The following is a 25,039-nucleotide window of genomic DNA, read 5'->3' as shown; positions in this document are numbered from 1 at the left end:
GCGGCGTCAGGCGCGCGTCCGGGCGAATTCCTTCATGTAGTCGACGAGCTGCTGCACACCCTCGATCGGCATCGCGTTGTAGATCGACGCACGCATGCCGCCGACCGAGCGATGACCCTTGAGACCATCGAGGTCCGCCGCCTTGGCGCCCTTCAGGAACTCGGCGTCGAGTTCGGCATTGGCCAACGTGAACGGCACATTCATGCGCGAGCGGTCCGCCTTGGCGACCGGGTTGCGATAGAAGTCCTGGCTGTCGATGTAGTCGTAGAGCAGCTTGGCCTTGGCCGCGTTGCGCTCACCGACGCCGGCCAGACCGCCGTTGGCCTTGATCCACTTGAAGACCAGGCCCGAGACGTACCAGGCAAAGCACGGCGGCGTGTTCAGCATCGACTCGCTGTCGGCCATCTGCTGGTAGTCGAAGATGCCCGGCGTCAGCGGCGCCGCCTGCCCGATCAGATCGTCGCGGACGACGACGATGGTCAAGCCGGCCGGGCCAATGTTCTTCTGCGCACCGGCATAAATCAGACCGTACTTGGACACGTCGAACGGGCGCGACAGGATGTTCGACGACATGTCGGCAACCAGCGGCACCGCACCCGTATCCGGATCGGCGGCGAACTCGACGCCGTGGATGGTCTCGTTCGACGTCACGTGCACATAGGCCGCATTCGGGTCGAGCTTCCAGCTCGCGCGATCCGGCACCTGTGTGAACTTGGCATCGGCGCTGGTCGCGGCGACGTTGACCGTGGCGTGGCGCGCCGCTTCCTTGGCCGCCTTCTTGCCCCAGTCACCGGTCAGCACGAAGTCGACGCCAGTCTTGCCGCGCAGCAGGTTCATCGGAATGAACGAGAACTGGCCGGTGGCGCCGCCCTGCAGGAACAGCACCTTGTAGTTCGCCGGAATGCCGGCGACTTCGCGCAGATCGGCTTCGGCGGCAGCGGCGATGCTCATGAATTCCTTGCCGCGATGCGACATTTCCATCACCGACATGCCCGAGCCCTGCCAGTCGAGCAGCTCGGCCTGCACCTGCTGCAGGACTTCAAGCGGCAACGTAGCCGGTCCGGCGCTGAAATTGACGACTCGCTTCATCTTCATTCCTCTCGCTCGCATCGAGCGTTGTTTGCTTTGACTGGAACTCCGTAGCGCCAATCCCTGGCGTCACGACCTTCCCCACTGCTCCCGGTCCGGCCCTTCCGTGGCCGGTCGTGTAGCCGCAAGCCAGCGACGCACACTGGCTTGCGGCTACACCCACTTCTCGACGTCGAGATTCGGCACCGGTGCGAATGCCGATGTCCGATCCGTCACCAGCGTCAGCCGCCGCGCCACCGCCGTTGCCGCAATCCACAAATCGACCGGCGCGAGGGTCTCGCCAGCGGCGCGCAGATACGCGCCGATCACCACCGCCTGCTGCGCCTCGGCGGCGCCGAACTCCAGGCACGGCACCGCCGCAAAGAACTCCTTCAACAACCTGCCGTAGCGCGCCTGCGCGGTCGGCTGCAGCCGCAGCGCGGTTTCCGCCTCGACCTGGCTGAGCACCGACACCGCGACATCACCGGGCTTGAGCGCCTGCAGCTCCAGCACCACCGCCAGCCGCCCCTTCACTGCCGCGGCCACGACATCGGCATCGAGCAGGTACTTCACCAGCGCACCGGCCCGCCGTCCGGCATCGCATCGCGCCAGGCCTGGAAGTCCAGCGTATCCTCGGCCAGCTCCGGCGCCGGATTGCTGAAATGACGCTTCAGCAGCGCCGGCCAGTCCTTCTCTTCATTGCGTGCCAGCCAGTCCTGCACGGCGAGCGTGATCACGCGATTGCGCGTCAGGCCGACGCGCGCCGCCGCCTGATTCAGACGGTCGACCGTCTCGTCGTCGAAATGGACACTGAAATTCATGCGGCACAGTTTAACCTAACATGACCTGTTAGAAAATATGTGAGCAAAGAAATATAGCCAAGAACTTGTATGCGATAAAGAAAATGTCAGCTGCCAGACCCGTTTGCAGCCGGCTCACTTGCCGCCCCGACACCGAAGCGGAATAATCCGCGCCCATCGCGCCGGCGACTTCATCCGCTCGCCGGCCGCCGCCACCGAGTCACCTTGCCGACCAACAGCGCCACCGCCGCACCCGCCGCGCGCGATTACCGCGTCATCGCCCTGATCCTCGCCTGCGCGATCTTCATGGAGCAGCTCGACGCCACGGTGCTCGCCACCGCGCTGCCGGCCATGGCGCGCGACTTCGGCGTGCACGCGCCGGACATGAGCATCGTCATGACGGTGTATCTGTTGATGCTGGCCGCACTGATTCCGGCCAGCGGCGCGATCGCCGACCGCTACGGCCTGCGCCGCGTGTTCGCCGCCTCGATCGTGCTGTTCACTGCGGCATCCGTGATTTGCTCGCTGGCCAATAACCTGCCGCAAATGGTGGCGGCGCGCGTCCTGCAAGGCCTCGGCGGCGCGATGATGACGCCGCTCGCGCGGCTGATCCTGCTGCGCGCCGTCGACCGCCATCACTTGGTATCGGCCATGGCGTGGACACTGGTGCCGGCGTTCATGGGACCGCTGCTCGGCCCGCCGGTCGGCGGCCTGATCGTCAGCCATCTCGACTGGCGCTGGATCTTCTATATCAATGTGCCGATCGGCATCGTCGGCTTCGTGCTGGTACGCCGCTACATTCCATACATCGCGTCGGAATCGGCACCGGCGCCGTTCGACCTGCGCGGCTTTGTGCTCTGCGCGGTATCGCTCGGCTGCCTGCTGTTCGGCCTCGAAGGCATCGGCGGCAGCGGCGGCAGCGGCGAGCTGATGCGCGCCGCCGCGCTGCTGTTGGTCGGCTTGCTGGCTGGCCTCGCCTACCTCTGGCACGCCAGACACCGAGACAATCCGCTGCTGGATCTGTCGTTGCTGCGCATCGAAACCTTTCGCCTGTCGGTGATCGGCGGTTCGCTGATGCGCATCACGCAGGGCGCTCAACCGTTCCTGTTGCCACTAATGTTCCAGCTCGGCTTCGGCTATCCGGCCGACAAGGCCGGCCGCCTGGTCATGGCCACGGCCTGCGGGGCGCTGGTGATGCGCATCCTGACGCCGCGCCTGCTGCGCCGCTTCGGCTTTCGGCGCTGCCTGATCGTCAATGGCGTTCTCGCCAGCCTCGGCTATGCGGTCTGCGCATTCTTCCGCCCGGGCTGGCCACCGGCGCTGATGTTCGCGTTGTTGGTCTGCTGCGGCGCCTTCATGTCGCTGCAGTTCGCGGCATACAACACCATCGCCTACGACGATATCCCGGCCTCGCGCACCAGCGCCGCCAGCAGCCTTTACACGACATTGCAGCAACTGATGCTGTCGTTCGGCGTCTGCAGCGGCGCGCTGACGCTGAAGCTGGCGATGGCCGGGCAGCACCACGAACACCCGCAGTTGATCGACTTTTCGATCGCCTTCATCGCCGTCACACTGATTTCGCTGAGCTCGACCCGATCGCACCTGCGCTTCAGCCCGCAGGCCGGCGCCAGCATGAGCGGCCAGCGCCGCTGAAGCCCGCTGCGGCATGGAAATAAAAAGCCCGGCCTCGCTCACGCGGGGCCGGGCTTTTGCGTCGCAAGCGATCAGATCGAACGATCCGACCCGGCGCGCGGCCTACTCGTCGCTGCCGTCGGCCGGCGCGTCCGTATCGTCCTCGACGTCGTCGCCGTCATCTGCGCCGAGCACCGACGGGTCGGCGCCCGCGGCGACGGCCGCCTCGGCGACCAGTTCATCGTCGTCCTCGACCAGGAAGCGGTCGGCACCGACCAGACGATCGCCATCCTGCGGGCGCATCAGGCGCACACCCTGAGTGTTGCGGCTCATCGTGCGCACGTCGGTGGTCTTAAAGCGGATCAGCACGCCGAATTCGGAGATCAGCATGACCTCATGACTGTCGTCGACGGTCACGGCGCCGATCAGGCGGCCGGTCTTGTCGGACAGCGCCTGGCCGATCACGCCCTGGCCGCCACGACCGCGCAGCGGGAACTGCTCGACCGGCGTGCGCTTGCCGTAACCGAATTCGGACACCGTCAGGATGTCACCTTCCTTGGCCACGATCAGCGAGATCACGCGGGCGCTGTCGAGCGCCTCGCCCGACTCGTCGGCGTCGTCGCCGGCGTCGGCCGCATCCTCAGCGTCCTCCTCGGACGACGAGAAGGTCTTGAGCAGACGCATGCCGCGCACGCCGGTGGCACCGCGGCCCATGCCGCGCACGTCGGCCTCGTTGAAGCGGATCGCACGGCCGGCGTCGGAGATCAGGATGATGTCGTCCTCGCCGCTGGTCAGCGCCACGCCGACCAGTTCGTCATCAACGCGCAGGTCGACGGCGATGATGCCGTTGCTGCGCACGTTCTGGAACGCGCTCAGCTCGGTCTTCTTGACGGTGCCGCGGCGTGTCGCCATGAACACGTAAGTCTTTCGGTGCGGGTGCTCCGCATCCACTGGAGCGTCATCGAACGACTTGATCGCCAGCACCGCATTGATCTTCTCACCGGCTTCCAGCGGCAGCATGTTGTTGAACGGCTTGCCGCGCGAGCCGCGCGAACCGGACGGCAGCTCGAACACGCGCAGCTTGTAGCACTTGCCGAGACTGGAGAAGCACAGCAGCGTGTCATGCGAGTGCGCGACCCACAGGCGGTCGACGAAGTCGGCTTCCTTGGTCGTCGCCGCGATGCGGCCACGGCCGCCGCGCTTCTGCGCCTGGTACTCGTCGAGCGCCACCGCCTTGACGTAACCCTCGTGCGACAGCGTCACGACCATGTCGCGCGGCGCGATCAGATCTTCGTGGGCGATGTTCAGCGCCGCATCGGTGATCTCGGTGCGGCGCTTGTCGCCGTACTGCTCCTTGATCTCCAGCAGCTCGCCGCGAATCACGCTAAGCAGGCGCTCCTCGGAGCCGAGGATGTCGAGGTAATCGAGGATTGCCGTCAGCAGTTCCTGGAACTCGGCGTGGATCTTGTCCTGCTCGAGGCCGGTCAGGCGATGCAGGCGCAGGTCGAGGATCGCCTGGGCCTGCGCTTCGGACAGCCGGTAACCGCCATCGACGATGCCGAATTCGGCGCCGAGTTCGAGCGGCCGCGAGGCATTGGAACTGGCACGCTCCAGCATCGCCGTCACCGGGCCCGGATTCCACAGTCGCGACATCAGTCCGGCGCGCGCCTCGGCCGGCGACGGCGAGTGACGGATCAGCGCGATGATCTCGTCGATGTTGGCCAGCGCCACCGACAAGCCTTCCAAGACATGCGCGCGCTCGCGCGCCTTGCGCAGCAGGTAGCGCGTACGCCGCGTCACCACCTCACGGCGGTGGCGGACGAAGATTTCCAGCAGTTGCTTGAGATTCAGCAGGCGCGGCTGACCGTTGTCGAGCGCGACCATGTTGAAGTTGAAGCTGTCCTGCAACTGCGTCTGCCGGAACAGGTTGTTGAGCACAACGTCGGCGTTCTCGTTGCGGCGCAGCTCGATGACCATGCGCATGCCGCGCTTGTCGGACTCGTCGCGCAGCTCGGTGATGCCCTCGATCTTCTTGTCCTTGACCAGCTCGGCGATCTTTTCGAGCAGGCGCGCCTTGTTCACCTGATACGGCAGCTCGGTGACGATGATCGCCTGCTTGTCGTGACCGATGTCTTCAAAGTGCGTACGCGCACGCACCACCACGCGGCCACGCCCCGTGCCGTAGGCCTCGACCAGGCCGGCGGCATCGAGCAGCAGGCCAGCGGTCGGGAAATCCGGTGCCGGCACGTGTTCCATCAGCTCCGGCAGCTCGATCTCCGGCTTGTCGATCAGCGCGACGCAGCCGTCGATGACTTCGCCGAGGTTGTGCGGCGGGATATTGGTCGCCATGCCGACCGCGATACCGGCGGCGCCGTTGACGAGCAGATGCGGAATCTTGGTCGGCAGCACGGACGGTTCGGACTCGGAGCCGTCGTAGTTGGGCTGGAAGTCGACCGTGTCCTTGTCGATGTCCGCCAGCAGCTCGTGCGCGAGCTTGGACATGCGGACCTCGGTGTAACGCATGGCCGCCGGCATGTCGCCGTCGACCGAACCGAAGTTGCCCTGACCGTCGACGAGCATGTAGCGCATCGAGAAGTCCTGCGCCATGCGCACCATCGTGTCGTAGACGGCGCTGTCGCCGTGCGGATGGTACTTACCGATGACGTCACCGACGATACGCGCCGACTTCTTGTAGGGCTTGTTGTAGTCGTTGCCCATCTCCTTCATCGCGTACAGGACGCGACGATGGACGGGCTTGAGGCCGTCGCGCGCGTCCGGCAGCGCGCGGCCGACGATCACGCTCATCGCATAGTCGAGGTACGAGCGCTTCATCTCGTCTTCGAGATTGACGCTGAGAATTTCCTTGGCGAAATCGGTCATGGAACTCGGATTACGGTTCGGGCGACTGCCCCGTTTTCACGGAGCCGCATCATGGGTTTTCGGTATCGAAAGCGCGGCGGAAAAACGACCGCCGCAAGGGCGCTCTGCACGGCGCTTGTTCAGACGCGAAATTGTAACACGAACACGGGCTTGGCGCCGTTTTTCAGGCACCCAGAAGGACTTGACTTTTCGCGCTCAGGCAAGCAGCGCGCGGACCGCCTCGGGCGTCGGATTTTCGATGACGCCGCGCTCGCAGACGATGGCGTCGATCAGCTCCGCCGGGGTCACGTCGAAAACCGGGTTGAACGCGTCGTAACCGGCCGGCGCGACCGCCTGACCGCGGAACTCGGTCAGCTCGGTGGCGGTGCGCTCCTCGATCGGGATCTGCGAGCCGTCCGGGCAATCGAGGTCGAAGGTGCCGCTGGGCGCGACGACCATGAACCTGACGCCGTGGCGGCGCGCGGCGACGGCCAGTGCATAGGTGCCGATCTTGTTGGCGGTGTCGCCATTGGCGGCGATGCGGTCGGCGCCGACGATGACCCAGTCGATCTTCTCGCGGGTCATCAGATGGGCGACGGCGCCGTCGGCGACCAAACGCGCGGGAATGCCCTCCTGCTGCAGCTCCCAGGCCGTCAGCCGCGCCCCCTGCAACCAGGGCCGCGTCTCGCCGTTGTAGACCATCGCCACCTTGCCCTGCGCGTGCGCGGTGCGGATCACGCCCAGCGCGGTGCCGTGGCCGCCGGTCGCCAGCGCGCCGGTGTTGCAGTGGGTGACCAGCCGCGCGCCGGGCGCGATCAGCGCCGCGCCGAGCTCGCCCATGCGCAGGTTCTGTGCGAGGTCTTCTTCGTGGATCGCCACCGCCTCGGCCTCGAGCGCGTCGACATCGGCGCCCTGCGTCCACAGGCGGCGCATGCGTTCGAGCGCCCAGCGCAGGTTGACGGCGGTCGGCCGCGACGCGGCCAGCGTCGCGAACGCGGCGTCCATCGCGCCCGGATCGGCACGCAGCGCCAGCACCAAGCCATAGGCGGCGGCGATGCCGATCGCCGGCGCGCCACGTACCGCCATGCCATGGATCGCGGCGGCGACGTCGTCGGCCGTGCGGCAATCGAGATAGCGCACGTCGGTCGGCAGCACGCGCTGGTCGAGCAGGCGCAAATGCGTGCGTTCCCAGACGATGGGCTGGACGGCGTCGGCGTGAACGCCGGCATCGGCGGCGGAAGGACTGGCAGCGGACATGGCAGCGGAGCGTAGCGCCTCGTTTAAACTTCGCGGGTCATCATTCTACCCGCGCCTTCCTCAAGAACCTTCATGCAGACCGTCGACCTGCTGCTCGCCCCCCGCTGGCTCGTACCGATCGAACCGTCAGGCGTGGTCCTCGACGACCATGCGCTGGTCGTTGACGCCGGCCGTATCGTCGCCGTGCTACCGCGCGCCGAGGCGCAGATGCGCTACGCGCCGCGGCAGACCGTCGAGCTGCCGACCCACGCGCTGATGCCGGGCCTCGTCAATCTGCACACGCATGCGGCGATGAGCCTGCTGCGCGGCATCGCCGACGACCTGCCGCTGATGGAGTGGCTGCAGAACCACATCTGGCCGGCCGAGGGCGCGCACCTGAGCCTGCCATTCTGCGAGGACGGCGTGCGCCTGGCCTTCGCCGAGATGATTCGCAGCGGCACGACCTGCGTGAACGACATGTACATGTTCCCGGAAGCCACCGTGAACGTGGCGCGCGAAGCCGGCCTGCGCGCCACCGTCGGCCTGGTCGTCTTCGATTTCCCGACGCCGTGGGGCGCCGGCCCCGACGAGTACATCCACAAGGGCCTGGAGTTGCACGACCAACTGCGCGGCGAGCCGCTGATCCGCACGATCTTCGCCCCGCACGCACCGTACACGGTCTCGGACGCGCCGCTGCGCAAGATCCGCGAATACGCCAACGAGCTCGGCATCGGCATTCACATGCACGTGCACGAGACCGCGCACGAGGTCGAAACCGGCGCCGGCGGCAAGCGGCCCTGGACGCGGCTGCGTGAGCTTGAACTGCTGGGCCCCGACTTCATCGCCGTGCACATGACGCAGCTGACCGACGACGAGATCGCCGAGGCGGCGCAGTACGGCGTGCACATCGCCCACTGCCCCGAATCCAACCTCAAGCTCGCCAGCGGCTTTTGCCCGGTCGGCAAGCTGCAGCGGGCCGGCGTCAACGTCGGCATCGGCACCGACGGCGCGTCGAGCAACAACGATCTCGACATGCTCGGCGAGCTGCGCACCGCGGCGCTGCTGGCCAAGGCCGTCGCCAGCGACGCCGGCGCGCTGTCGGCGCCGGCCGCCCTGCACGCGGCGACGCTGGCCGGCGCGCGGGCGCTGAACCTCGACAGCGAAATCGGCTCGCTGGTGGTCGGCAAGTCGGCCGACTGCATCGCCGTCGACCTGTCGGCCGCCGCCACCCAACCGATTTACAACGTGTTGTCGCAGCTGGTCTACGCCGCCAGCCGCGATCAGATCAGCGACGTCTTCGTCGCCGGCAAGCCCTTGCTGCGCGACGGCGCCCTGACCACGCTCGACGTTGATGCTGCGATCGCGCGCGCCGGCGAATGGCGCAACAAAATCCGCCCGGGAGCCACGGCATGACCCACCCCGCATCCGAAGGCGCCAACGTCGACGCCCGCGAAATCGCCAACTTCGGCCGCCTCGCCTCGCGCTGGTGGGACGTCAACGGCGAGATGGCGACACTGCACCAGATCAACCCGCCGCGCGTGCGCTATGTCGAGCAATGCGCTGGCGGCCTCGGCGGCAAGCGCGCGCTCGATGTCGGCTGCGGCGGTGGCCTGCTCAGCGAGGCGCTGACCGCCAAGGGCGCCGAGGTCACCGGTATCGACATGGCGCCGGAACTCATCGAAGTGGCCAAGCTGCACGCGCTCGAATCGGGCCTGCAGCCGGACTACCGGCAGATCGCCGTCGAAACCCTGGCCGCCGAGCAGGCCGGGCACTACGACGTGGTCTGCTGCATGGAGATGCTGGAACACGTGCCGGACCCGGCGTCGGTGATCGCCGCCTGCGCGACGCTGGTCCGCCCCGGCGGCACCGTGATCTTCTCGACCATCAACCGCAACCCGAAAGCGTTCATGCTGGCCATCGTCGGTGCCGAGTATCTGACCGGCCTCGTCGAGCGCGGCACGCACGAATACGAAAAATTCATCCGCCCGTCCGAACTGCACGCCTGGGCGCGCCGTGCCGGCCTCGAACCGATCGGCCTGCGCGGCCTGCGCTACAACCCGGTGCTCAAGTCGGCGCGGCTGTCGGACGATATAAGCGTCAATTATTTCATGCACTGCCGTCGCCCGGCCTGACGGCGCCCCTCTTGATGAAGCTTCCGACTCCGAAGGTCGTTCTTTTCGATCTCGATGGCACCCTCGTCGACACCGCGCCCGATCTCGGGCACGCCGCCAATCTGATTCGCGCCGAACGCGGCCTGCCGCCGCTGCCGCTGGCTGATTACCGGCCGGTCGCCTCGGCCGGTGCGCGCGGTCTGCTCGGCAAGGCGCTGGGCATCACGATGGACGACCCCGAATTCCCGGCGCTGCGCGCGCAGTTCCTCGACCGTTACCGCGACAATCTCACGCGCGAGTCACGCCTGTTCGACGGCATGGAGGCACTGCTCGCGGCGATCGGCGCGCGCGGCGCGCGCTGGGGCATCGTCACCAACAAACCGTCGGCACTGACCGGTCCACTGCTCGACGGCCTGCAGCTGACGGCGCGCAGCGCGGTGTCGATCAGCGCCGATGAGGTGGCGCGCGCCAAACCGGCGCCGGACGCCCTGCTGCATGCCTGCGAGCGGCTCGCGGTGGCCGGCCACGATTGCTGGTACGTCGGCGACGACAAGCGCGACATCACGGCCGGCCGCGCCGCCGGCATGCACACCATCGCCGCCGATTGGGGTTACCTTGGTGCCGACGAACCGATCGACGAATGGGGCGCCGATCGTATCGCCGAAAGTCCGCAGCAGATCGCGGACTGGCTGTAGGTTCACAACAACGCGCTCGACGCAGGGGGGAGATCCGGGGAAATGGCGTGGCGTTCACCGACAAGAGGCGGTCTGCAAAGCCTGGATACGATGGCCCGGCTGTTGCGCGGCCGTGCCAATCGCTACGCGTGGTTCGGCCTGCTGGTCGCAGCGCTGGCGATCAGCGCGGCCACCCTTTTGAGCTGTCAGTACGAGCTGGGCAACTACAGCTGGGCAGGCCTGCTCAGCGTGCAACAGTCCAACCCGGCGCTGTGGGCACTGGACCTGATGCCGCTGATCTTTCTGGTCTGGGGCCAGTACATCGGCAGCGTCATGTCGTACCAGGCCGGCGCCATGGTGCTGGACGAGACACGCGAGCTGCGCGATGAAGCCAACCGCCTGCAATACGAACTGAGCCGTCAGCCGGTCGCCGGCCAGGACACCGGCCTGCCGAACCGGCACGCCTTGCTCGCCGCGATCAATCGCAACATCAATCGCCCCGAACGGCTCGCCAACTTTGCCGTGCTGGTGCTCAGCACCGAGCACTATCACGAGATCGCGCAGCGCGGCGACGACGCCAAGACCGCCCAGTACCTCGGCCAGCTCGGCGAGCGGCTGCGCAGCGTCGTCGGCGCCGATGACGTGCTCGCGCACTTCGGCCACGACAGCTTCGGCATCGTCCTCGGTCAGGCGCCGGACGAAGCCAGCGCACGCCATCACGCCAGCCGCGTCCAGCTCGCGCTCGACGTGCCGATCACCATGGGCCGCAGCGCGTTCTCGCTGCGCGCCAGCATCGGCATCGCCTGCTATCCGGCGCACGGCCCGGACGCCGAAACCCTGCTGCGCAATGCCGAGACCGCGAAGTTCGCGGCAGTCGCTGCGCGCCGCGATTATCTGGTCTACCAGCCAGCGCTCGACGACGCGCGCACCGAAGCCTCGCGCCTGGTCGCCGAGCTGCACGGCGCGCTGTACAACGACGGACTCGGCGACGACTACCAGCCGCAGTTCGCCCTGCACGATGGCCTGCCACGCCGCCTGCGCCTGCTGCCGTACTGGGAACACCCGCGCCGCGGCCGCCTGCTGGAAGCGGAGTTTCTGAATCTGCCGGAACGCATCGGCCTCGTGCACGGCGTCACCACCTGGCTGCTGCGCGAGGGTCTGGCCAAACTCGCGCAGTGGCGCGGCGACGGCGCCACTGATCTACAGCTCGTGCTGCGGCCGCCGGACGCGGCGCTGACCGAACTGAGCTTCGACGATCTGGTGCTGCGCATGCTGCACTCGCACGATCTTCCGGGGCACACGCTGGTGCTCGAATTCACCGAAGCGGCGCTGATCCGCGCCGGCGATACCGAGCGCGAGCAGCTCGTCGCGCTGCGCGGCGCCGGCATCGGCATCGGCCTCACCGGCATCGGCGCGCCGGGCGCCTCGGCGCTCGGCGCGCTGTACTACCCGCTCGACGAATACCGCCTGGCGCCGGAACTGGTCGTTCGCGCGGCGCGCGATCCGCTGGCGCGCACCGTGCTCGAACGCACCGTCGACCTGGTCAAGCTCCTGAAGCTGCGGCTCGTCCATTCGGCGGTCGACACCCCCGAACAGCGCGCGCTGATCGACGCCTTGGGCGGTGACTATGCCGAGGGCCTCGCCTACCGCGCGCCGCTGACCGCCACCGCCGCTGAACGCTGGCTGCGTCAGGCGCACACCCACTGAACCATCCGATGCCGATTTCCCCACCAGACGGCTACGCGCCGCCGCCGACGCTGCTGAGCGGACGCCGACTGCTGATCACCGGTGCCGGCGACGGCCTGGGCCGCGCCACGGCACTGGCCTGCGCCGCGCACGGCGCCAGCGTCATCCTGCTCGGCCGCACCGTTGCCAAGCTCGAAGCGGTCTACGACCAGATCAGCGCCGCCGGCGGCAGCGCGGCGATCTACCCAATGAACCTCGCCGGCGCGAGCTGGGCGGACTACTTTGAACTGGCAACCGTCATCGAGCGCGAATTCGGCGGACTCGACGGCGTGTTGCACGCCGCTGCGCACTTCAAGCAGTTCAGCCCGCTCTACGACGTCGAGCCCAAGGACTGGATCGAAAGCCTGCAGGTCAACCTGACCGCCGCGTTTTCGCTGACGCGGCATTGCCTGCCGCTGCTGACGAAATCGGACGACGCGTCGGTGGTCTTCGTCGGTGACCGCCCCGGCCGCGAACCGCGCCCGTTCGGCGGCGCCTACGGCATCACCAAGGCCGCCGTCGAGCAGATGGCGCAGATGTGGGCCAGCGAGCTCAAATCCAAGCCGCAGCTGCGCTTCAACACCTACGACCCCGGCGCTATGCGCACCGCTCTACGCAAGAAGGGCTACCCCGGCGAACTGCCCGAAGAAACCCCACCGCCGGACTCCGCCGTCGCCACGCTGCTGTGGCTGCTCGGACCGGAGAGTCGTGGCGTGAGCGGGCAGCGCTTCTAGGCACCCTCAGGCTCAAAAAAGCGCGCGACGATAGCGCGTTCGCCCCTGGGCGAAAGCAATCGAGCTGAAGTCACGCGCCGCGAAAAGTCGATCATCAGACTTTTCGGTCCATCAGACCGTCGCATCGTGCAGACAACGATCGATCCACCGCGCGGCCAGCAGCGGCCATTGATCATGCGTGCCCTGCAACGCGCGCAATGCAAAGCCGTGTTCGGCGCTGGCCCACACATGCGCTTCAACGTCCAGCCGATGATCACGCGCAGCCAGCAGCAGATTCATCGCGTGCTCCACCGGCACGATCGGATCATGCAGCGCATATGCCAGAAACAGCGGCACCGGCGGCAGCCCGTGCGGTTCGGTCGTGATGCCGATGGGCCATGCATCGTAGAACGCCTGCTTTTCAGGTGGCGGATAGTCCGGCTTGCCGGGCGGCGACTTGTAGCGGCGATGATTGGCATTCAAGGGCGCATACGCCATGAGCGCACCACGGACGGCAAGCGGCGCCGGATGCGCCTGGCACGCCATCACCCCGGCCAAGTGGCCACCCGACGAGATGCCGACATGCAACAGCGGCAAGCTCGCAGCGCGTTCACTGAGCGCCAGCACACGAAGCGCCGCCAAACCATCCTGCAGGGCGATGTCGGCCGGATGCACGGCCTCGTCGCCCAAGCGGCAAGGCTGGCCGGGCAAGCGATGCAGCAGAACATGCGCGTCCAGCCCCAGATCATTGAGCCACCGCGCGACTTCCACACCCTCCTTGTCCGTTACGAGCTGCACATAGCCGCCACCGGCATAGACCAGAGCCTGACCGCGCGGCGTGCCGGCTGCGTGGAAGCTGTACAGCTCGGCACGCTCGACCCGTGAATAGTGACGATCGGGCCACTGACCTTCGGGCTGATTGTCCAGACCTTCGCTGAGCCTGCGGATTTCGTTTGGACTGGGGGGCTGGGTGAACGTCATTTGAGAAATGGGTGGTGCGATTAAAACCGAAAAGGCAGCCGGGCCGGATGCATGCGCGGTTGGCGAACAATTGTATTGCCATCAACCGACGAGCTCACCTGGCTCAGCCTAGCCGACTTGCGCGGCCGTCCTGCCTTGACTCGCGCCACACGCCGCCCCAGCGCCCATGCAATCAGCGGTTAATGGGAAAAGCTTGGCGGGTAGTTCTGCGGCGCGACTTCACGCAGCGGCCGGCCCAAGTTTTCAGCAGATCGCGGAAGGCGGAATTTATTCCGCCCTACCGAGCCATGATTATTTGCTTTCAAGCTCCACAAATAAATTCTTAGATCTTACGTAATCCATATCGCCCGTTGATTTGTTCGGCTCAGAGAAATCCGGATCAAGGGAGATATAGAACTCACCATCCTCAGTTACTTCAAATCTGAGATCCTCGATATTGCCAAAAGTATATTCCTTGGCGTACGAGAAGCAGAAATCGACAACGTCCTTGAAAGTCAGCGTAACTCGGCTGTACTTTGAACTCGGCCTCGCCATGATGACTATTCTTACTGAAACATAGTTTTTATCTTCGTAAATACCAAGCGACATCAACTTGGCATCCAGCAGAGAATCGTATCCGCTCAATATCTTAATTGCTTCAGCATCGGCAACATACATGATCTAGCACTCTATTTTTCAGCACGGGGCAACGTTGTTGGGGCCGACGCTGAATCTGGGATGGGGTCTGGCTTTGGCTTGAAATGCTGTTCCTCTTCGGCGCTTGGCATTCTTCCTGACCGGCGAGTAGGTTTAGCGTCTTCTTGCCTTTCGCGCCATTCAAGCGCGAATGCAAAAAGAGTAACGCCGGTCGCTATCACCAAAGCTCCGGCAATGGATAATATGGCCACCTGGCCATAACTTACGGACTTGCCTCGAATCAACGCGAAATACAGAAACAAAAAAAAGTCCGAGCCCAGAAAGTAGAGCACGAACCTCAGGAGCCTCAGCCGGGCTGGAGCCTTCATGGCTTATGTCCTTGCAAAGCGATTTGCAATCACCGTCCTTGTGCTATCCGGAATGTTGCCAGTCACAGCACTCCTCGCACTCGGTCTAATATCGCTCAAATCTGATTTCGATCTTCCGCCGCCTTCAACGCCGCATAAGAGACGATCCCGCTAATACCCAACACGATGACGGGACCCCACAGGATGTATCTATTCACGTACCCAAAATCGACGAAAGCCGCCACGCCGTACGACAGCGCAATGAACAGCAACTGCAATTTCGCAGCCAGCGGCCAACGTGGCAAGTTTGAGAACAGTTGCAATCTGATGATGGCAAAGAACGAAAGCGCCGTTATCAGCGCAGCCATCCCCCAGTGCCCAGAGGCGATTGCGATGTAGCAAATCAGAGAAGGCCTCAAGATCGCATTGGTAATGTAAGCCGTGGTGGTCGTCGTATATTTGCTGAGCGCCATCAAGTTTCCTTCTGAAGGCTCCCATCAACGCATGAGCGCACTCGCGGCGGGCCGGTCATTGCACTGGCGCATCACTGCCCTCGCCCTGCGTGTACGTGCTGTGCGGATAGGTGCCGGGCACGATCACCGGCAGTTCGATGCCGCTGGCGGTGACCGAGTACGGGTTCGGGTTGGTGAGAACGTCGAATGGCGGTTCGAGGATGCTGGCAATCGGGATCGGCAGCGGCTTGCCGAACAGCAGGCTGACGGCGCCCTCGGGAAGATTGGCGAGTCCGTCGGCGGAGACGACGACGGCGTATTGTGGCGATTGTTCGTAGAACAATAAGCCGAGTTCGTCGCCGTCCCGCAGGCGTTCGCCGACGCCGGGCAGCAGGATGGGATCGCCTTCGTTGATGTCGTCGTTCGCGGTGTATGCGCCTTGCTGAAATGGTGTGAGCTGCTGGTCGACGAGTAGGGTCTGGCCGTTGCGGCGAATGCCGACGCCGACCAGCGCGATCGCGTCGTGCACGGCGCCGGCGCCCGGCGTCACGGTCAGCGAGCGGATCAGCGGAATGCCGGCGATGACCTTGTCGTCGCCCTGCACCGTCAGCACCGGCACGAACTGCGGCTGCGCGGCGGTGGCCGGCACCGTCACGTCGAGGCTGTCGAGGGTCGCCGGCACCGCGCCGTCGCCGGATTGCGAGCCGACCGGCACGTCGTCGAGCTCGACGGCGGCGGCCGGCACGTCGGGCGCTCCGACGGTATCGGCGACCGAGATGCAGACCTGCGGCAGCGTGTCGTAATCGAGTGTGTCGTGGCCTTTGAGTTTTTCGTCGAACCACGCAACGATGGCGTTCACGCCTTTGACCGTGCCGCAATTCATCGTGCCTTCGATCTGCCCGGCCAGCGGATTGAGATGGCCACTCTCCATGGTCATGAAGCGCACGTCGCCACCGGCATCGCGCAGATAGCGCCAGTTCCAGTAGCCATCAGTCATGTTGAACAGGTTGTCGCGATTGCCCTGCAGGATCAGTGCCGGGACAGGCCGCAGCTTGGCCTGCTTTTCACCGAAGCCCCAGGGCTCGCCGGCCGCCTGCTGGTTGCGGAAGTAATTCAAGCCGTGCGTGCCGAAGAACGTCATGAACTCGTCGGCGCTGATCGGTCGCGGCCGCGCCGTGTCACGCGAGGTGGCGTCGAGCAGATCGTCGAGCGTGCGCATCGTGAATGCGAACGGATTGCGAATCGCGATCTGGTTGCACATGGTGTCGACCAACGGTGTGTTGATCGAACCGACCACGGCGAGATCCGACGGGATCGTCGCGAACAGGCAGAGAATCTGCGCCCATGACTGCTTCATCACATGGCCGGGCGCGACGCTGTACAGCAGATTGTGCCAACTGGCGATCGGCACGATGGCGTCGACGCGCGGATCGAGCGCCGCCAGCGGCCACTGGAAGGCGCCGCCGTAGCTGTAGCCGAGCGTGCCGACACGCACGTCCTTGGCGATGCCGGTGTCGTCCTGCGTTTGCGCCTGGATCTCGCTGGCGTGATCGTAGGCCCAGTCGAGAATCGCGCGCGCATCCTGCGTCTCCGCGGCGGGGTCGATCAGTCGCGTGTAACCGCCGCCATCCTTGGGCTGGCTCTCGCCGTGGCCGCGCTCGTCGAAGCTGATGACGATGTAGCCGTGGTACGGCAGCGCCGTGGTCAGCTCGTCGATGGAGTCGAGTCCGGCGTGCTGCGGATACAACGTGCCGTCGGCGGCCAGCGCGGTCTGCCGCGCGCCGCCGAAGCCGTGGCTTTGCAGCACGATCGGAAAGCGGTTGTCGGCGCAGCGCTCGGGCAGCATGACCGTGAAGGCGATGGTCGTCTGCGGCGCCGGATCGACGGTCGCGTCGAAGTCCTGCGGGATGTCGTCAGTCAGCGTGAACTGCTGCGCCTCCGGCGGCAGCGGCGACGCGCATTTGGGAATGGTCTGCGAATACGCCGTGGTCTTCGGTGTCGCGGACGTCCCGCAGGCACTCAGGAAACCCACCAGACCCAGCACGCCCCACACGCGCATCCAGCCCGCCGCTCGACGAACGTCCATATGAACTCCCTGTTCCGGCGCCATTGCCGCGCCACGCTTGCCATGAAAGCAGCGTAGCGCGGCGCTGCGACGCCGAGACGTTCGAGTGCGGGCTTAGGCTCGATTTGCCATCGCGCTTCGGCCGACTCAGCCGCGACGCGTGGGCTTCGGCCGTGGCTTGCGTGGCGCCGCCGCTCGCGTTGACGGGCGGGCGGCAGGCCGAGCAGCGGGGCGAGCGGAAGGACGCGCGCTCGGCGCCGCACTGCGTGCCGGCCCGGCATTACGCGGCGCGGACGGCTTGTCGCGACGCGGGGCGTCGTCCTGGCGCTCGTCGCGCTTGGCCGTTGCCGGTCGCGCCGTACGACGGCTGCTGCGCTCGAACGTGGGCTTCACTTCACGTTTGCCGGCAACGTCCGCCGCTTGGCGGACCGGCTTGCGGCGCCCGGCTGCCGTCTCCAGCTCGCCGCTGTCGAGACCGGTGGCATCGAACAACGCCAACAACTCGGCCGGCGTCGCTTCGCGGGCGCTACCGGACTTGATACCGCGGCCCAGATCGATGGGGCCATAACGCACGCGGATCAGGCGGCTGACCTGCAGCTTCTGCGACTCGATCAGACGCCGCACCAGGCGATTACGACCCTCGCGCACGGTGACGGTGTACCACTGGTTGGCGCCTTCGAGTTCCTCACCGGCCAGACCGGACTCGCCGCCCTGCTCGACGCGCTCGAAGCGCGCGACGCCATCGTCGAGTTCGACACCGGACTTCCAGCGCGCCAGCACCGCATCGTCGACGGTGCCGAGTACGCGTGCGGCGTAGGTGCGCGGGATCTCGAAACTCGGATGCGTGAGACGCCGCGCCAACTCGCCGTGATTGGTGAACAACAGCAGGCCCGAGGTGTTGATGTCGAGGCGGCCGACGGCAATCCAGCGGCCGCTGGCCAGCTTCGGCAGCTTGCGGAACACGGTGCGACGCCCTTCCGGATCATCACGCGTGACGATCTCGCCGACGCGCTTCTTGTAGACCAGCACGCGCGGCGGCTCGGCCTTGCGCTGCATGGCGATCGGCTTGCCGTCGATCTTGACGGTATCGCGCGCGTCGACCTGCTGACCGGGCGTCGCCGACTTGCCGTTCACGATGATGCGGCCCTCGTCGATCATGCGCTCGATCTCGCGGCGCGAGGCGACGCCCAGCGTCGCCAAATATTTCTGGATGCGTTCACTCATGGCACGTCCTCCCGACGTTCCGATTCGATCATCGAGTGCCGGCCACCGTCGTGGCGACCGACCTCAGGGCGATGCCGGCGGCTTGTCCTCGTCGGCGCCATTGCCGTCTTCGGCAGCGTCCGTGTCGTCGGCATCGTGTTGGGTTTGTTCGTCTGCTTCTGTGGGCGCCGACGGCTCCGCTTCGGTGCCCGATCCGCCCTTCGTCTCAGCATCCTCAGCGACGCCTGCGTCGGCGAGCGGTGTGTCGTCGCTCGCGTCATCTCCGGACGCGCCATCGCCGGCCTCCGCCGGCATCGGCTCGTCCGGATTGGCTTCCGCTGATTGCACCGCTTCGCCGGCCGCGTCCGACGCCGGCGTCTCGGCGTCGCCGACGCGGTCGCCGTCGTTCGGCTCGCCGTCCGCCACGTCCGCACCGCCGAGCTTCTGCAGCGCCGCTTCGAGCTGATCGGAATCCTTGATTTCCGGCAGCGTCGGCAGATCGTCGAGCGAGCGCAGGTTCAGATCGTCGAGCAACTGCGAGGTGGTGCCGAACAACGACGGCCGGCCCGGCACTTCCTTGACGCCGACCTCGCGTATCCAGCCGCGTTCGAGCAGGGTGCGAATGATGTTGGGCGACATCGCCACGCCGCGCACGTCCTCGATTTCGCCGCGCGTGATCGGCTGGCGGTAGCAGATCAGCGCCAGCGTTTCGAGCAGCGCGCGCGACAAACGCGGCGGCTTTTCCTGGTAGAGCCGCGCCACCCATTCGGCGTAATCGCGGCGCACCTGGATACGCCAGCCGCTGGCGACTTCGCTGAGTTCGACGGCACGGCCGGCCAGGTCTTCGGCGAGCCGTTCCAGGCCTTCGCGAATGTCCTTCTTGGTCACGCCGAGGTCATGGCCGAGCATGCGCTGCAACTGCTCGGTCGACAGCGGTTGTTCGGACGCCTGCAGGATCGCTTCGAGAATGCGGTCGAGCTCGGCGATGCGCGCATCGGCCGTGTTCGGCATGTCCAGGTCGGTCTGCGGATCGAGCGCTTCGCTCACGCCTCAAGCTCCTTCGTCATCTTCTATGGCGCCCGGACGCGGACGCGCGCTCATCACCATCACCGGCGCAAACGGGCCGGTCTGCTCGATGTCGAGCATCGCCGAGCGCGCCATTTCGAGGATCGCCAAAAAGCAGACGACGACGCCCAGCCGCCCTTCTTCCGGGTCGACCAGATCGGTCAACTGCGCCGGGCCTTGCTGGATGCGCGACAGGATGTGCGTCATCCGCTCGCGCACACTCAGCGGCTCGCGCGAGATTTCGTGGTGCCGGTACAGCGACACGCGTTCCATAATGTCGCGGAACGCCATCACCAGCTCACGCAGATGCGGCATCGGCAGCGGCACCGTGGTCTGTATCTGTTCGGGGCGCGCCTGCGCCAGATACAGATCGCGGCCGATACGCGGCAGCTTCTCGATGCTTTCGCCAGCGGTCTTGAAGCGCTCGTATTCCTGCAGGCGGCGCACCAGCTCCATGCGCGGATCACCCTCTTCCTGCGCCTCTTCCGGCGGCGGCCGCGGCAGCAGGATGCGCGACTTGATCTCCGCCAGCAGCGCCGCCATCACCAGGTATTCGGCGGCCAGCTCCAGCTTCATCTCGCGCATCAGCGCGATGTACTGGATGTATTGCTGGGTGATCTTCAGAACCGGAATGTCGAGGATGTTCAGGTTCTGCTTGCGGATCAGGTACAGCAGCAAGTCGAGCGGCCCCTCGAACGCGTCGAGGAACACCTCCATCGCATCCGGCGGGATGTAGAGGTCCTCCGGCAGCTTGTCGAGCGGCTGGCCGTGCACCTTCGGGTGCCGCGCCGCCTCGATCGCCGCCAGATCGCCGTCTTCCGCTTCCGTCTGCTGTGGCAGCTCTTCGCTCATGCCAGCGGCGCTTCCCGTTCCCAGTACCAGACGATGCCATCCTGCGGGTGATGCAGGCTGTCCCGCAAGCGGAAGCCCTGTTTGCGCAGCACCTGCGTCGCGGCGCTTTCGCCCGACGGCGTCTGTGCGCAAAGCACCGGTGCTTCGTCGTGGCCGGCGGCCAGCGCGATCAGGCGCTGCACGACGGCGGTGGCGACGCCGCAGCCCTGGTGCTCGGCGAAGGTCTGAAACGCGATTTCGACGCGATGCTCCTGCGGCGGCCCGACGAACGCGCAACTGCCGACGATCTCGCCGCCGCATTCGGCCAGATAGCCGATCCACGGCGGCGAAAAACCGTCGGCCTCGTACAGCGCCGCCGTCCCTTCGAGCGCGTCACGCGCCGCCGGCGGCATCTCGCCCGAGCAGAACGCCGGCTCGCCGTTTTCGAGGATCGCGATCAGGCGCACGTCGTCGACGCGAACCTTGGCCCCGCCCGGCGTCATTGCGGAATGAAGCCCAGCGCGTCGTGCACGCGCAGCAGCGTCGCATCCGCGCGCGCCGACGCGGCTTCGGCACCGGCGCGCAGTACCTTGCGCAGGCCGTCGACATCGTCGCGCACGTCGCGGTAACGCTGCTGCACCGGCTCCAGGCAGGCGATGACGGCGTCGGCGCAGGCCTGCTTGAACTTGCCGTAGCCCTGGCCGTTGTATTGTTCGACGATGGCGTCGAACGACTCGCCGGTCGCCGCCGACAGAATCGACATCAGGTTCGACACGCCCGGCTTTTCGGCGATGTCGTAGCGAATCTCGTTGCCGAGGTCGGTGACGGCGCGCTTGATCTTGCGCGTGATGGTGTCGACCGGATCGAGCAGATAGATCGCATTGGTCTCGGCATCGTCCGACTTCGACATCTTCTTGGTCGGCTCCTGCAGGCTCATGATGCGCGCGCCCACCGGCGGAATCATCGGCTCGGGCACCGTGAACACCGGGCCGTAGAGGTTGTTGAAGCGCATCGCCACATCGCGCGTCAGCTCGAGGTGCTGCTTCTGGTCGTCACCGACCGGCACCTGCTGCGCCTGATAGAGCAGGATGTCGGCCGCCATCAGCACCGGATAGTCGAACAGGCCAGCGTTGATGTTGTCGGCATGCTTGGCGCTCTTGTCCTTGAACTGCGTCATGCGGTTCAGCTCGCCCATCTGCGTATAGCAGTTGAGGATCCACGACAGCCGCGCATGCGCCGGCACGTGGCTCTGCACGAACAGCGTGTTCTTCGCCGGGTCCAGGCCGCAGGCGATGTACAGCGCCAGGAATTCATAGCAGCGCTCGCGCAGCACCTGCGGATCCTGGCGCACGGTGATCGCATGCAGGTCGACCAGCATGTAATAGCAGTCGTAGGCATCCGACAGCGTGACCCAGTTCTTGATCGCGCCCAGATAGTTGCCGAGCGTCAGGCGGCCGGACGGCTGAATGCCGGACAGGACGATGGACTTCGCCGTGGCCGGCGTCGAAGCGGTGGTAGCAGCGTTGGTGGACATCTAGGAACCCGTCATCAGGGCGGTGCCCGAGTTCAACCCGAGCAGCGAGTAAAGGGACGATTCGGCGATCAGCAGCGGCCAGTACATGATGGCGCTGAGCAGGCCGGGAATCAGCACCAGGCCGAGCAGGATGAACATGCCGTAGCGTTCGAGCTTGGCGAACTGGAAGGCGGCACGCGCCGGCAGCAGGCCGGTCAGCACACGACCGCCGTCGAGCGGCGGTAGCGGGATCAGGTTCAACACCATCAGCACCAGGTTGATGATGATGCCGGCCACCGACATATAGCGCAGACCCAGCCAGATGCCGTCGCTGGCATTCATCGCCAGCGCGACCTTGAGCAGCAGGCCCCAGCCGATCGCCATCGCCGCGTTCGACAGCGGCCCGGCGGCGGCGACGATGGCCATGTCGCGGCGCGGATTCTTGAGGTTGCGGTAATCGACCGGTACCGGCTTGGCCCAGCCGAACAAAAAGCCGCCGAGCATCAGCAGTATGCCGGGCACGATGATCGTGCCCAGCGGGTCGATGTGGCGGATCGGGTTCAGGCTCAGGCGGCCGAGCATCTGCGCCGTCCGGTCGCCGAGCGCGCGCGCCGCATAGCCGTGCGCGGCCTCGTGCACGGTGATCGCGAAGATGACCGGCAGAGCCCAGATCGCGATTTTCTGGACGATAGTGAATTCCATGGGCATCCGCCGATTATATCGGGGAGCGTGCCCCGCCCGCTCGCTGGCCGGCAACGCGGCCGGCGGACATCAGCTCAGGTCGTAGCGCAACTGCAAGCCGTAGGTCCGCGGCGGCAGATACCAGCCCATCAGCGGATCGCCCTGCGCCGGCGACGACATGTACGAGAAATTCAGCGCCTTGCGGTCGGTGAGGTTCTTGACATAGGCCATGAGCTGCCAGCGCTTGTCGTCGCGATAGCTCAGATAGGTGTCGAGCATGGCGTAGGCCGACTGGCTGACGGAGTTCAGATTGAACTCGCTGAAATAGATGCGCGAGGTGTAGTTCCCTTCCACCCGGCCGCTGATCGTACCGTGCGCGAGCGGCATCGCGTATTTCGTCCCGAGTCGGGCCGAAACGTTCGGCGCCTGCGACAAGCTGTTGCCGGAAAGATCCTGAACACCGAGCGACGGGTGCGAGGTGTCCTGGCTGTCGAACGAGGCGAAGCGCGCGTGCAGCCACGACGCCGAGCCATAGGCCGACCACCGATCGGCGATCAACACGTCGCCTTCAAACTCCAGACCGTAGATCTTCGCTTTGGCGGCATTGGTGAACAGCGTGGTGTTATTGCTGACCTGTGAGACCTGCAAGTCCCGGTAGTCGTAGTAGAACGCCGAGAGGTTGGTCCGCAGCCGGCGATGCAGCGGCATCGCCTTGAGCCCGATCTCGTAGGCCCAGACCTTCTCCGGATTGACCACCGGATTCGACCGATCGAGCGGCGCGCCGGCCGCCACCGTCGTGCCGCCGAGGTTGTACAAACCCGCCTTGAAGCCTTCCGAGGCCGATGCGTAGAGCATGGTGTCGCGATCGACGTCATAGCGCAGGCCGAACTTCGGCGTCAGCGCCGCCCAGCGCTTGGACTGGTAGAACGGCGCATCGGCAGCGTACGGCGGGTGATCGGGATCGTAGGGGTCGGCGTACTGGGTTTCATTGGCAGCGTCGACGTAGTAGTCGTCCTCGCCCTTCTTCTCGTGGCTGTAACGCAGGCCAAGCGTCAGCGTGAAGCGCGTCGCCAGATGCCAGTCGAGCTGTCCGAATGCCGCGTAGGCGGCCGTGGTCTGTGCACCGCCGCGCGCCGCGTAGCCCTGCGAGTATTCGCCAACGTCGTCGTAGGCGGACAGATAAACCGGAATGCGATAGTCGCCGTCGAGCTTCTCGTGGAAGTAGTACAGGCCGGCCGTCCAGTCCAGCGCACCCGAACTGCCCGACGCATTGAATTCCTGAGAGACCTGCTTCGACGCTTCGTCGTAAGTGATGAAACTGAACGGGAAGCTGGTGCTGTCAAGATCGGCCGTCAGTTGCCAGTCGAGCTTGCGATAGCCCGTCAGTGAGCGCAGCTTGACGCCAGCCAGTCCGTCGTACTGCACGTCGGCGGTATAGGCGTAACCCTCGCGGTGATAGAACGGCTGCTGGTCGGCGTAGGTGTTGCGGCTGCGGTAGGTCACCTGACCGCCGTAGACGATGCCGTAGGGCGTGTCGCCGAGCGCCCCCGGATCGGACAACTGCCCGCCTTCGGCAAGAAAATGCGGCCCGCCGCTGTGATCGCGCTCGCGGCTGTATTCGGCGATGGTCGTCACCGTCAGCGCATCGGCCGGCTTCAGAACCACCGTGCCGCGCACACCCTTGGTGTCGAGGTCGTCGACATCCTCGCCGGTGCTGTAGTCCTTGCCATAGCCGTCACGCGTCTCGGACATGCCAGCCAAGCGCACGAGCACGGTCTTGCCGGCGTCTATCGGGCCACCAACCGCACCTTCCAACGCCACGTCGTTGTACGCGCCGTAATTGACGCGCGCATAGCCATCGAGCGTATCGCCGGGCCGGCCGGTCTCGACGTTGACCGCGCCGCCGGTGGCATTGCGGCCGTACAGCGTGCCCTGCGGCCCGCGCAGGACTTCGACGCGCGAAACGTCGAACAAACTGCCGAGCTGGCCGGCCGGGCGCGAGACATAGATGCCGTCGACGTTCATCGCCACGCTGGCCTCGCCGCCGGTCGACAGGTTGCTGTAGCTGATGCCGCGTATCGAAATCTTCGGCTGACCGAAGGTTTCGCCGAAATGGACGTCCGGAACATAGGACGCGAGATCGGCGGCGCTGCCGATTTCGCGGCTGAGCAGATCGTCCTGGTCGAACGCGGTAACGGCAATCGGCGTTTGCTGCACAGTCGACTGCCGCTTTTCTGCCGTCACGACCACCTCGGGCAGCTCGGCTGCCGCAGCAGACGGAGTGGCGGCGTGCACTGGCGGCGCGACGCCGAACGTGGCAACGGCGATGGCGGGCCACAGCGAGGCCCGCTTGTCGATCAGCATGACAGACTCCCAGTGCTCCGCATGTCCGGCACGACGGGCCTGGCACGCGAAGCGAATTAGCGTGGACGCCTGTCAGCGCAACA

The 25,039-nt window shown here is 65.9% G+C and carries 23 protein-coding genes; 6 read left to right on the top strand and 17 right to left on the bottom strand.

The genetic code is table 11. The annotated features are described in order from the left end of the window. Window positions 1-6 precede the first annotated feature (6 nt). The 3 genes from serC to G7Y82_RS10165 form a co-directional block, all read right to left on the bottom strand. Window positions 7-1,089 carry a 3-phosphoserine/phosphohydroxythreonine transaminase gene (serC, locus tag G7Y82_RS10175; protein ID WP_168147923.1) on the bottom strand — a complete coding sequence of 361 codons (1,083 nt, stop codon included), beginning with the start codon at window positions 1,087-1,089 and terminating at the stop codon, window positions 7-9. A 153-nt stretch (window positions 1,090-1,242) separates the two neighbouring features. Continuing rightward, window positions 1,243-1,641, bottom strand: coding sequence for a PIN domain-containing protein (locus G7Y82_RS10170; protein WP_168147922.1), 399 nt, complete (start codon window positions 1,639-1,641; stop codon window positions 1,243-1,245). Further along, window positions 1,638-1,889, bottom strand: coding sequence for a CopG family transcriptional regulator (locus G7Y82_RS10165; protein ID WP_168147921.1), 252 nt, complete (start codon window positions 1,887-1,889; stop codon window positions 1,638-1,640). Before G7Y82_RS10165 ends, G7Y82_RS10170 begins: the two co-directional genes overlap by 4 nt. Before the next feature lie 204 nt (window positions 1,890-2,093). Here G7Y82_RS10165 and G7Y82_RS10160 point away from each other — a divergent pair, with 204 nt between their 5' ends. Continuing rightward, the gene (locus tag G7Y82_RS10160) at window positions 2,094-3,521 is read left to right on the top strand and encodes a DHA2 family efflux MFS transporter permease subunit (protein WP_206370536.1); all 1,428 of its coding nucleotides are present in this window, start codon (window positions 2,094-2,096) and stop codon (window positions 3,519-3,521) included. A 102-nt stretch (window positions 3,522-3,623) separates the two neighbouring features. Here G7Y82_RS10160 and gyrA read toward each other — a convergent pair whose 3' ends face one another. After that, on the bottom strand, window positions 3,624-6,380 hold the full coding sequence (gene gyrA, locus G7Y82_RS10155; RefSeq protein ID WP_168147920.1) for a DNA gyrase subunit A: 2,757 nt from the start codon (window positions 6,378-6,380) through the stop codon (window positions 3,624-3,626). 195 nt (window positions 6,381-6,575) lie between these two features. Beyond that, window positions 6,576-7,616, bottom strand: coding sequence for an S-methyl-5-thioribose-1-phosphate isomerase (gene mtnA, locus G7Y82_RS10150; protein ID WP_168147919.1), 1,041 nt, complete (start codon window positions 7,614-7,616; stop codon window positions 6,576-6,578). A 72-nt stretch (window positions 7,617-7,688) separates the two neighbouring features. Here mtnA and G7Y82_RS10145 point away from each other — a divergent pair, with 72 nt between their 5' ends. The 5 genes from G7Y82_RS10145 to G7Y82_RS10125 all read left to right on the top strand — a co-directional run bounded on the left by G7Y82_RS10145 (window position 7,689) and on the right by G7Y82_RS10125 (window position 12,839). Continuing rightward, window positions 7,689-9,008 carry a TRZ/ATZ family hydrolase gene (locus G7Y82_RS10145; protein ID WP_168147918.1) on the top strand — a complete coding sequence of 440 codons (1,320 nt, stop codon included), beginning with the start codon at window positions 7,689-7,691 and terminating at the stop codon, window positions 9,006-9,008. Continuing rightward, window positions 9,005-9,727 (top strand): bifunctional 2-polyprenyl-6-hydroxyphenol methylase/3-demethylubiquinol 3-O-methyltransferase UbiG, encoded by a 723-nt coding sequence (ubiG, locus tag G7Y82_RS10140; RefSeq protein WP_168147917.1) that lies wholly within the window; start codon window positions 9,005-9,007, stop codon window positions 9,725-9,727. The genes G7Y82_RS10145 and ubiG overlap by 4 nt, the downstream gene beginning before the upstream one ends. Before the next feature lie 14 nt (window positions 9,728-9,741). Next, entirely contained in the window at window positions 9,742-10,401 is a 660-nt protein-coding gene (gph, locus tag G7Y82_RS10135; protein ID WP_168147916.1) for a phosphoglycolate phosphatase, read from the top strand. Window positions 10,402-10,491: 90 nt separating this feature from the next. Continuing rightward, on the top strand, window positions 10,492-12,087 hold the full coding sequence (locus G7Y82_RS10130) for an EAL domain-containing protein (RefSeq protein ID WP_168147915.1): 1,596 nt from the start codon (window positions 10,492-10,494) through the stop codon (window positions 12,085-12,087). Window positions 12,088-12,095: 8 nt separating this feature from the next. Further along, the gene (locus G7Y82_RS10125; RefSeq protein ID WP_168147914.1) at window positions 12,096-12,839 is read left to right on the top strand and encodes an SDR family NAD(P)-dependent oxidoreductase; all 744 of its coding nucleotides are present in this window, start codon (window positions 12,096-12,098) and stop codon (window positions 12,837-12,839) included. A 111-nt stretch (window positions 12,840-12,950) separates the two neighbouring features. On the opposite strand, the gene G7Y82_RS10120 is transcribed toward G7Y82_RS10125, so the two are convergent. The 12 genes from G7Y82_RS10120 to G7Y82_RS10065 all read right to left on the bottom strand — a co-directional run bounded on the left by G7Y82_RS10120 (window position 12,951) and on the right by G7Y82_RS10065 (window position 24,956). Further along, a complete protein-coding gene (locus G7Y82_RS10120) occupies window positions 12,951-13,799 on the bottom strand; it encodes an alpha/beta hydrolase (protein WP_168147913.1) in 849 nt (282 codons plus the stop codon). Between the two features lie 291 nt (window positions 13,800-14,090). Beyond that, window positions 14,091-14,456, bottom strand: coding sequence for a hypothetical protein (locus G7Y82_RS10115; RefSeq protein ID WP_168147912.1), 366 nt, complete (start codon window positions 14,454-14,456; stop codon window positions 14,091-14,093). Between the two features lie 11 nt (window positions 14,457-14,467). After that, window positions 14,468-14,803, bottom strand: coding sequence for a hypothetical protein (locus G7Y82_RS10110; protein WP_168147911.1), 336 nt, complete (start codon window positions 14,801-14,803; stop codon window positions 14,468-14,470). Between the two features lie 95 nt (window positions 14,804-14,898). Further along, the gene (locus G7Y82_RS10105; protein ID WP_168147910.1) at window positions 14,899-15,255 is read right to left on the bottom strand and encodes a hypothetical protein; all 357 of its coding nucleotides are present in this window, start codon (window positions 15,253-15,255) and stop codon (window positions 14,899-14,901) included. A gap of 55 nt (window positions 15,256-15,310) precedes the next feature. Continuing rightward, on the bottom strand, window positions 15,311-17,320 hold the full coding sequence (locus G7Y82_RS10100) for an alpha/beta fold hydrolase (RefSeq protein ID WP_168147909.1): 2,010 nt from the start codon (window positions 17,318-17,320) through the stop codon (window positions 15,311-15,313). A 126-nt stretch (window positions 17,321-17,446) separates the two neighbouring features. After that, a complete protein-coding gene (locus tag G7Y82_RS10095; RefSeq protein WP_168147908.1) occupies window positions 17,447-18,523 on the bottom strand; it encodes a pseudouridine synthase in 1,077 nt (358 codons plus the stop codon). A gap of 63 nt (window positions 18,524-18,586) precedes the next feature. Next, the gene (scpB, locus tag G7Y82_RS10090) at window positions 18,587-19,549 is read right to left on the bottom strand and encodes an SMC-Scp complex subunit ScpB (RefSeq protein ID WP_168147907.1); all 963 of its coding nucleotides are present in this window, start codon (window positions 19,547-19,549) and stop codon (window positions 18,587-18,589) included. A gap of 3 nt (window positions 19,550-19,552) precedes the next feature. Continuing rightward, complete coding sequence (locus G7Y82_RS10085) at window positions 19,553-20,419, bottom strand: segregation and condensation protein A (protein WP_168147906.1); 867 nt, start codon at window positions 20,417-20,419, stop codon at window positions 19,553-19,555. Next, complete coding sequence (locus G7Y82_RS10080) at window positions 20,416-20,901, bottom strand: GNAT family N-acetyltransferase (RefSeq protein WP_168147905.1); 486 nt, start codon at window positions 20,899-20,901, stop codon at window positions 20,416-20,418. The genes G7Y82_RS10085 and G7Y82_RS10080 overlap by 4 nt, the downstream gene beginning before the upstream one ends. Continuing rightward, window positions 20,898-21,932 (bottom strand): tryptophan--tRNA ligase, encoded by a 1,035-nt coding sequence (gene trpS / locus G7Y82_RS10075; protein WP_168147904.1) that lies wholly within the window; start codon window positions 21,930-21,932, stop codon window positions 20,898-20,900. The genes G7Y82_RS10080 and trpS overlap by 4 nt, the downstream gene beginning before the upstream one ends. Next, window positions 21,933-22,619: a site-2 protease family protein gene (locus G7Y82_RS10070; RefSeq protein ID WP_168147903.1), complete on the bottom strand. Its 687-nt coding sequence runs from the start codon at window positions 22,617-22,619 to the stop codon at window positions 21,933-21,935. It lies immediately after the preceding gene. 63 nt (window positions 22,620-22,682) lie between these two features. Continuing rightward, window positions 22,683-24,956, bottom strand: a complete 2,274-nt coding sequence (locus G7Y82_RS10065) for a TonB-dependent receptor (protein ID WP_168147902.1) — start codon at window positions 24,954-24,956, stop codon at window positions 22,683-22,685. Window positions 24,957-25,039 lie beyond the last annotated feature (83 nt).

This window comes from Solimonas marina, assembly GCF_012241385.1.
GTDB classification, from domain to species: domain Bacteria; phylum Pseudomonadota; class Gammaproteobacteria; order Nevskiales; family Nevskiaceae; genus Solimonas; species Solimonas marina.
This window is presented reverse-complemented; position numbering and strand designations above follow the sequence as displayed.

Excerpts from the sequence above, each read along its gene's own strand:
- G7Y82_RS10145 (WP_168147918.1), top strand. The coding sequence starts at position 7,689 with ATGCAGACCGTCGACCTGCTGCTCGCCCCCCGCTGGCTCGTACCGATC.
- G7Y82_RS10105 (WP_168147910.1), bottom strand. The coding sequence starts at position 15,255 with ATGGCGCTCAGCAAATATACGACGACCACCACGGCTTACATTACCAAT.
- G7Y82_RS10095 (WP_168147908.1), bottom strand. The coding sequence starts at position 18,523 with ATGAGTGAACGCATCCAGAAATATTTGGCGACGCTGGGCGTCGCCTCG.
- G7Y82_RS10070 (WP_168147903.1), bottom strand. The coding sequence starts at position 22,619 with ATGCCCATGGAATTCACTATCGTCCAGAAAATCGCGATCTGGGCTCTG.
- gyrA (WP_168147920.1), bottom strand. The coding sequence starts at position 6,380 with ATGACCGATTTCGCCAAGGAAATTCTCAGCGTCAATCTCGAAGACGAG.
- G7Y82_RS10130 (WP_168147915.1), top strand. The coding sequence starts at position 10,492 with ATGGCCCGGCTGTTGCGCGGCCGTGCCAATCGCTACGCGTGGTTCGGC.
- G7Y82_RS10125 (WP_168147914.1), top strand. The coding sequence starts at position 12,096 with ATGCCGATTTCCCCACCAGACGGCTACGCGCCGCCGCCGACGCTGCTG.
- G7Y82_RS10100 (WP_168147909.1), bottom strand. The coding sequence starts at position 17,320 with ATGGACGTTCGTCGAGCGGCGGGCTGGATGCGCGTGTGGGGCGTGCTG.
- trpS (WP_168147904.1), bottom strand. The coding sequence starts at position 21,932 with ATGTCCACCAACGCTGCTACCACCGCTTCGACGCCGGCCACGGCGAAG.
- G7Y82_RS10120 (WP_168147913.1), bottom strand. The coding sequence starts at position 13,799 with ATGACGTTCACCCAGCCCCCCAGTCCAAACGAAATCCGCAGGCTCAGC.
- G7Y82_RS10115 (WP_168147912.1), bottom strand. The coding sequence starts at position 14,456 with ATGTATGTTGCCGATGCTGAAGCAATTAAGATATTGAGCGGATACGAT.
- mtnA (WP_168147919.1), bottom strand. The coding sequence starts at position 7,616 with ATGTCCGCTGCCAGTCCTTCCGCCGCCGATGCCGGCGTTCACGCCGAC.
- G7Y82_RS10165 (WP_168147921.1), bottom strand. The coding sequence starts at position 1,889 with ATGAATTTCAGTGTCCATTTCGACGACGAGACGGTCGACCGTCTGAAT.
- ubiG (WP_168147917.1), top strand. The coding sequence starts at position 9,005 with ATGACCCACCCCGCATCCGAAGGCGCCAACGTCGACGCCCGCGAAATC.
- G7Y82_RS10065 (WP_168147902.1), bottom strand. The coding sequence starts at position 24,956 with ATGCTGATCGACAAGCGGGCCTCGCTGTGGCCCGCCATCGCCGTTGCC.
- G7Y82_RS10080 (WP_168147905.1), bottom strand. The coding sequence starts at position 20,901 with ATGACGCCGGGCGGGGCCAAGGTTCGCGTCGACGACGTGCGCCTGATC.
- serC (WP_168147923.1), bottom strand. The coding sequence starts at position 1,089 with ATGAAGCGAGTCGTCAATTTCAGCGCCGGACCGGCTACGTTGCCGCTT.
- gph (WP_168147916.1), top strand. The coding sequence starts at position 9,742 with ATGAAGCTTCCGACTCCGAAGGTCGTTCTTTTCGATCTCGATGGCACC.
- G7Y82_RS10085 (WP_168147906.1), bottom strand. The coding sequence starts at position 20,419 with ATGAGCGAAGAGCTGCCACAGCAGACGGAAGCGGAAGACGGCGATCTG.
- G7Y82_RS10110 (WP_168147911.1), bottom strand. The coding sequence starts at position 14,803 with ATGAAGGCTCCAGCCCGGCTGAGGCTCCTGAGGTTCGTGCTCTACTTT.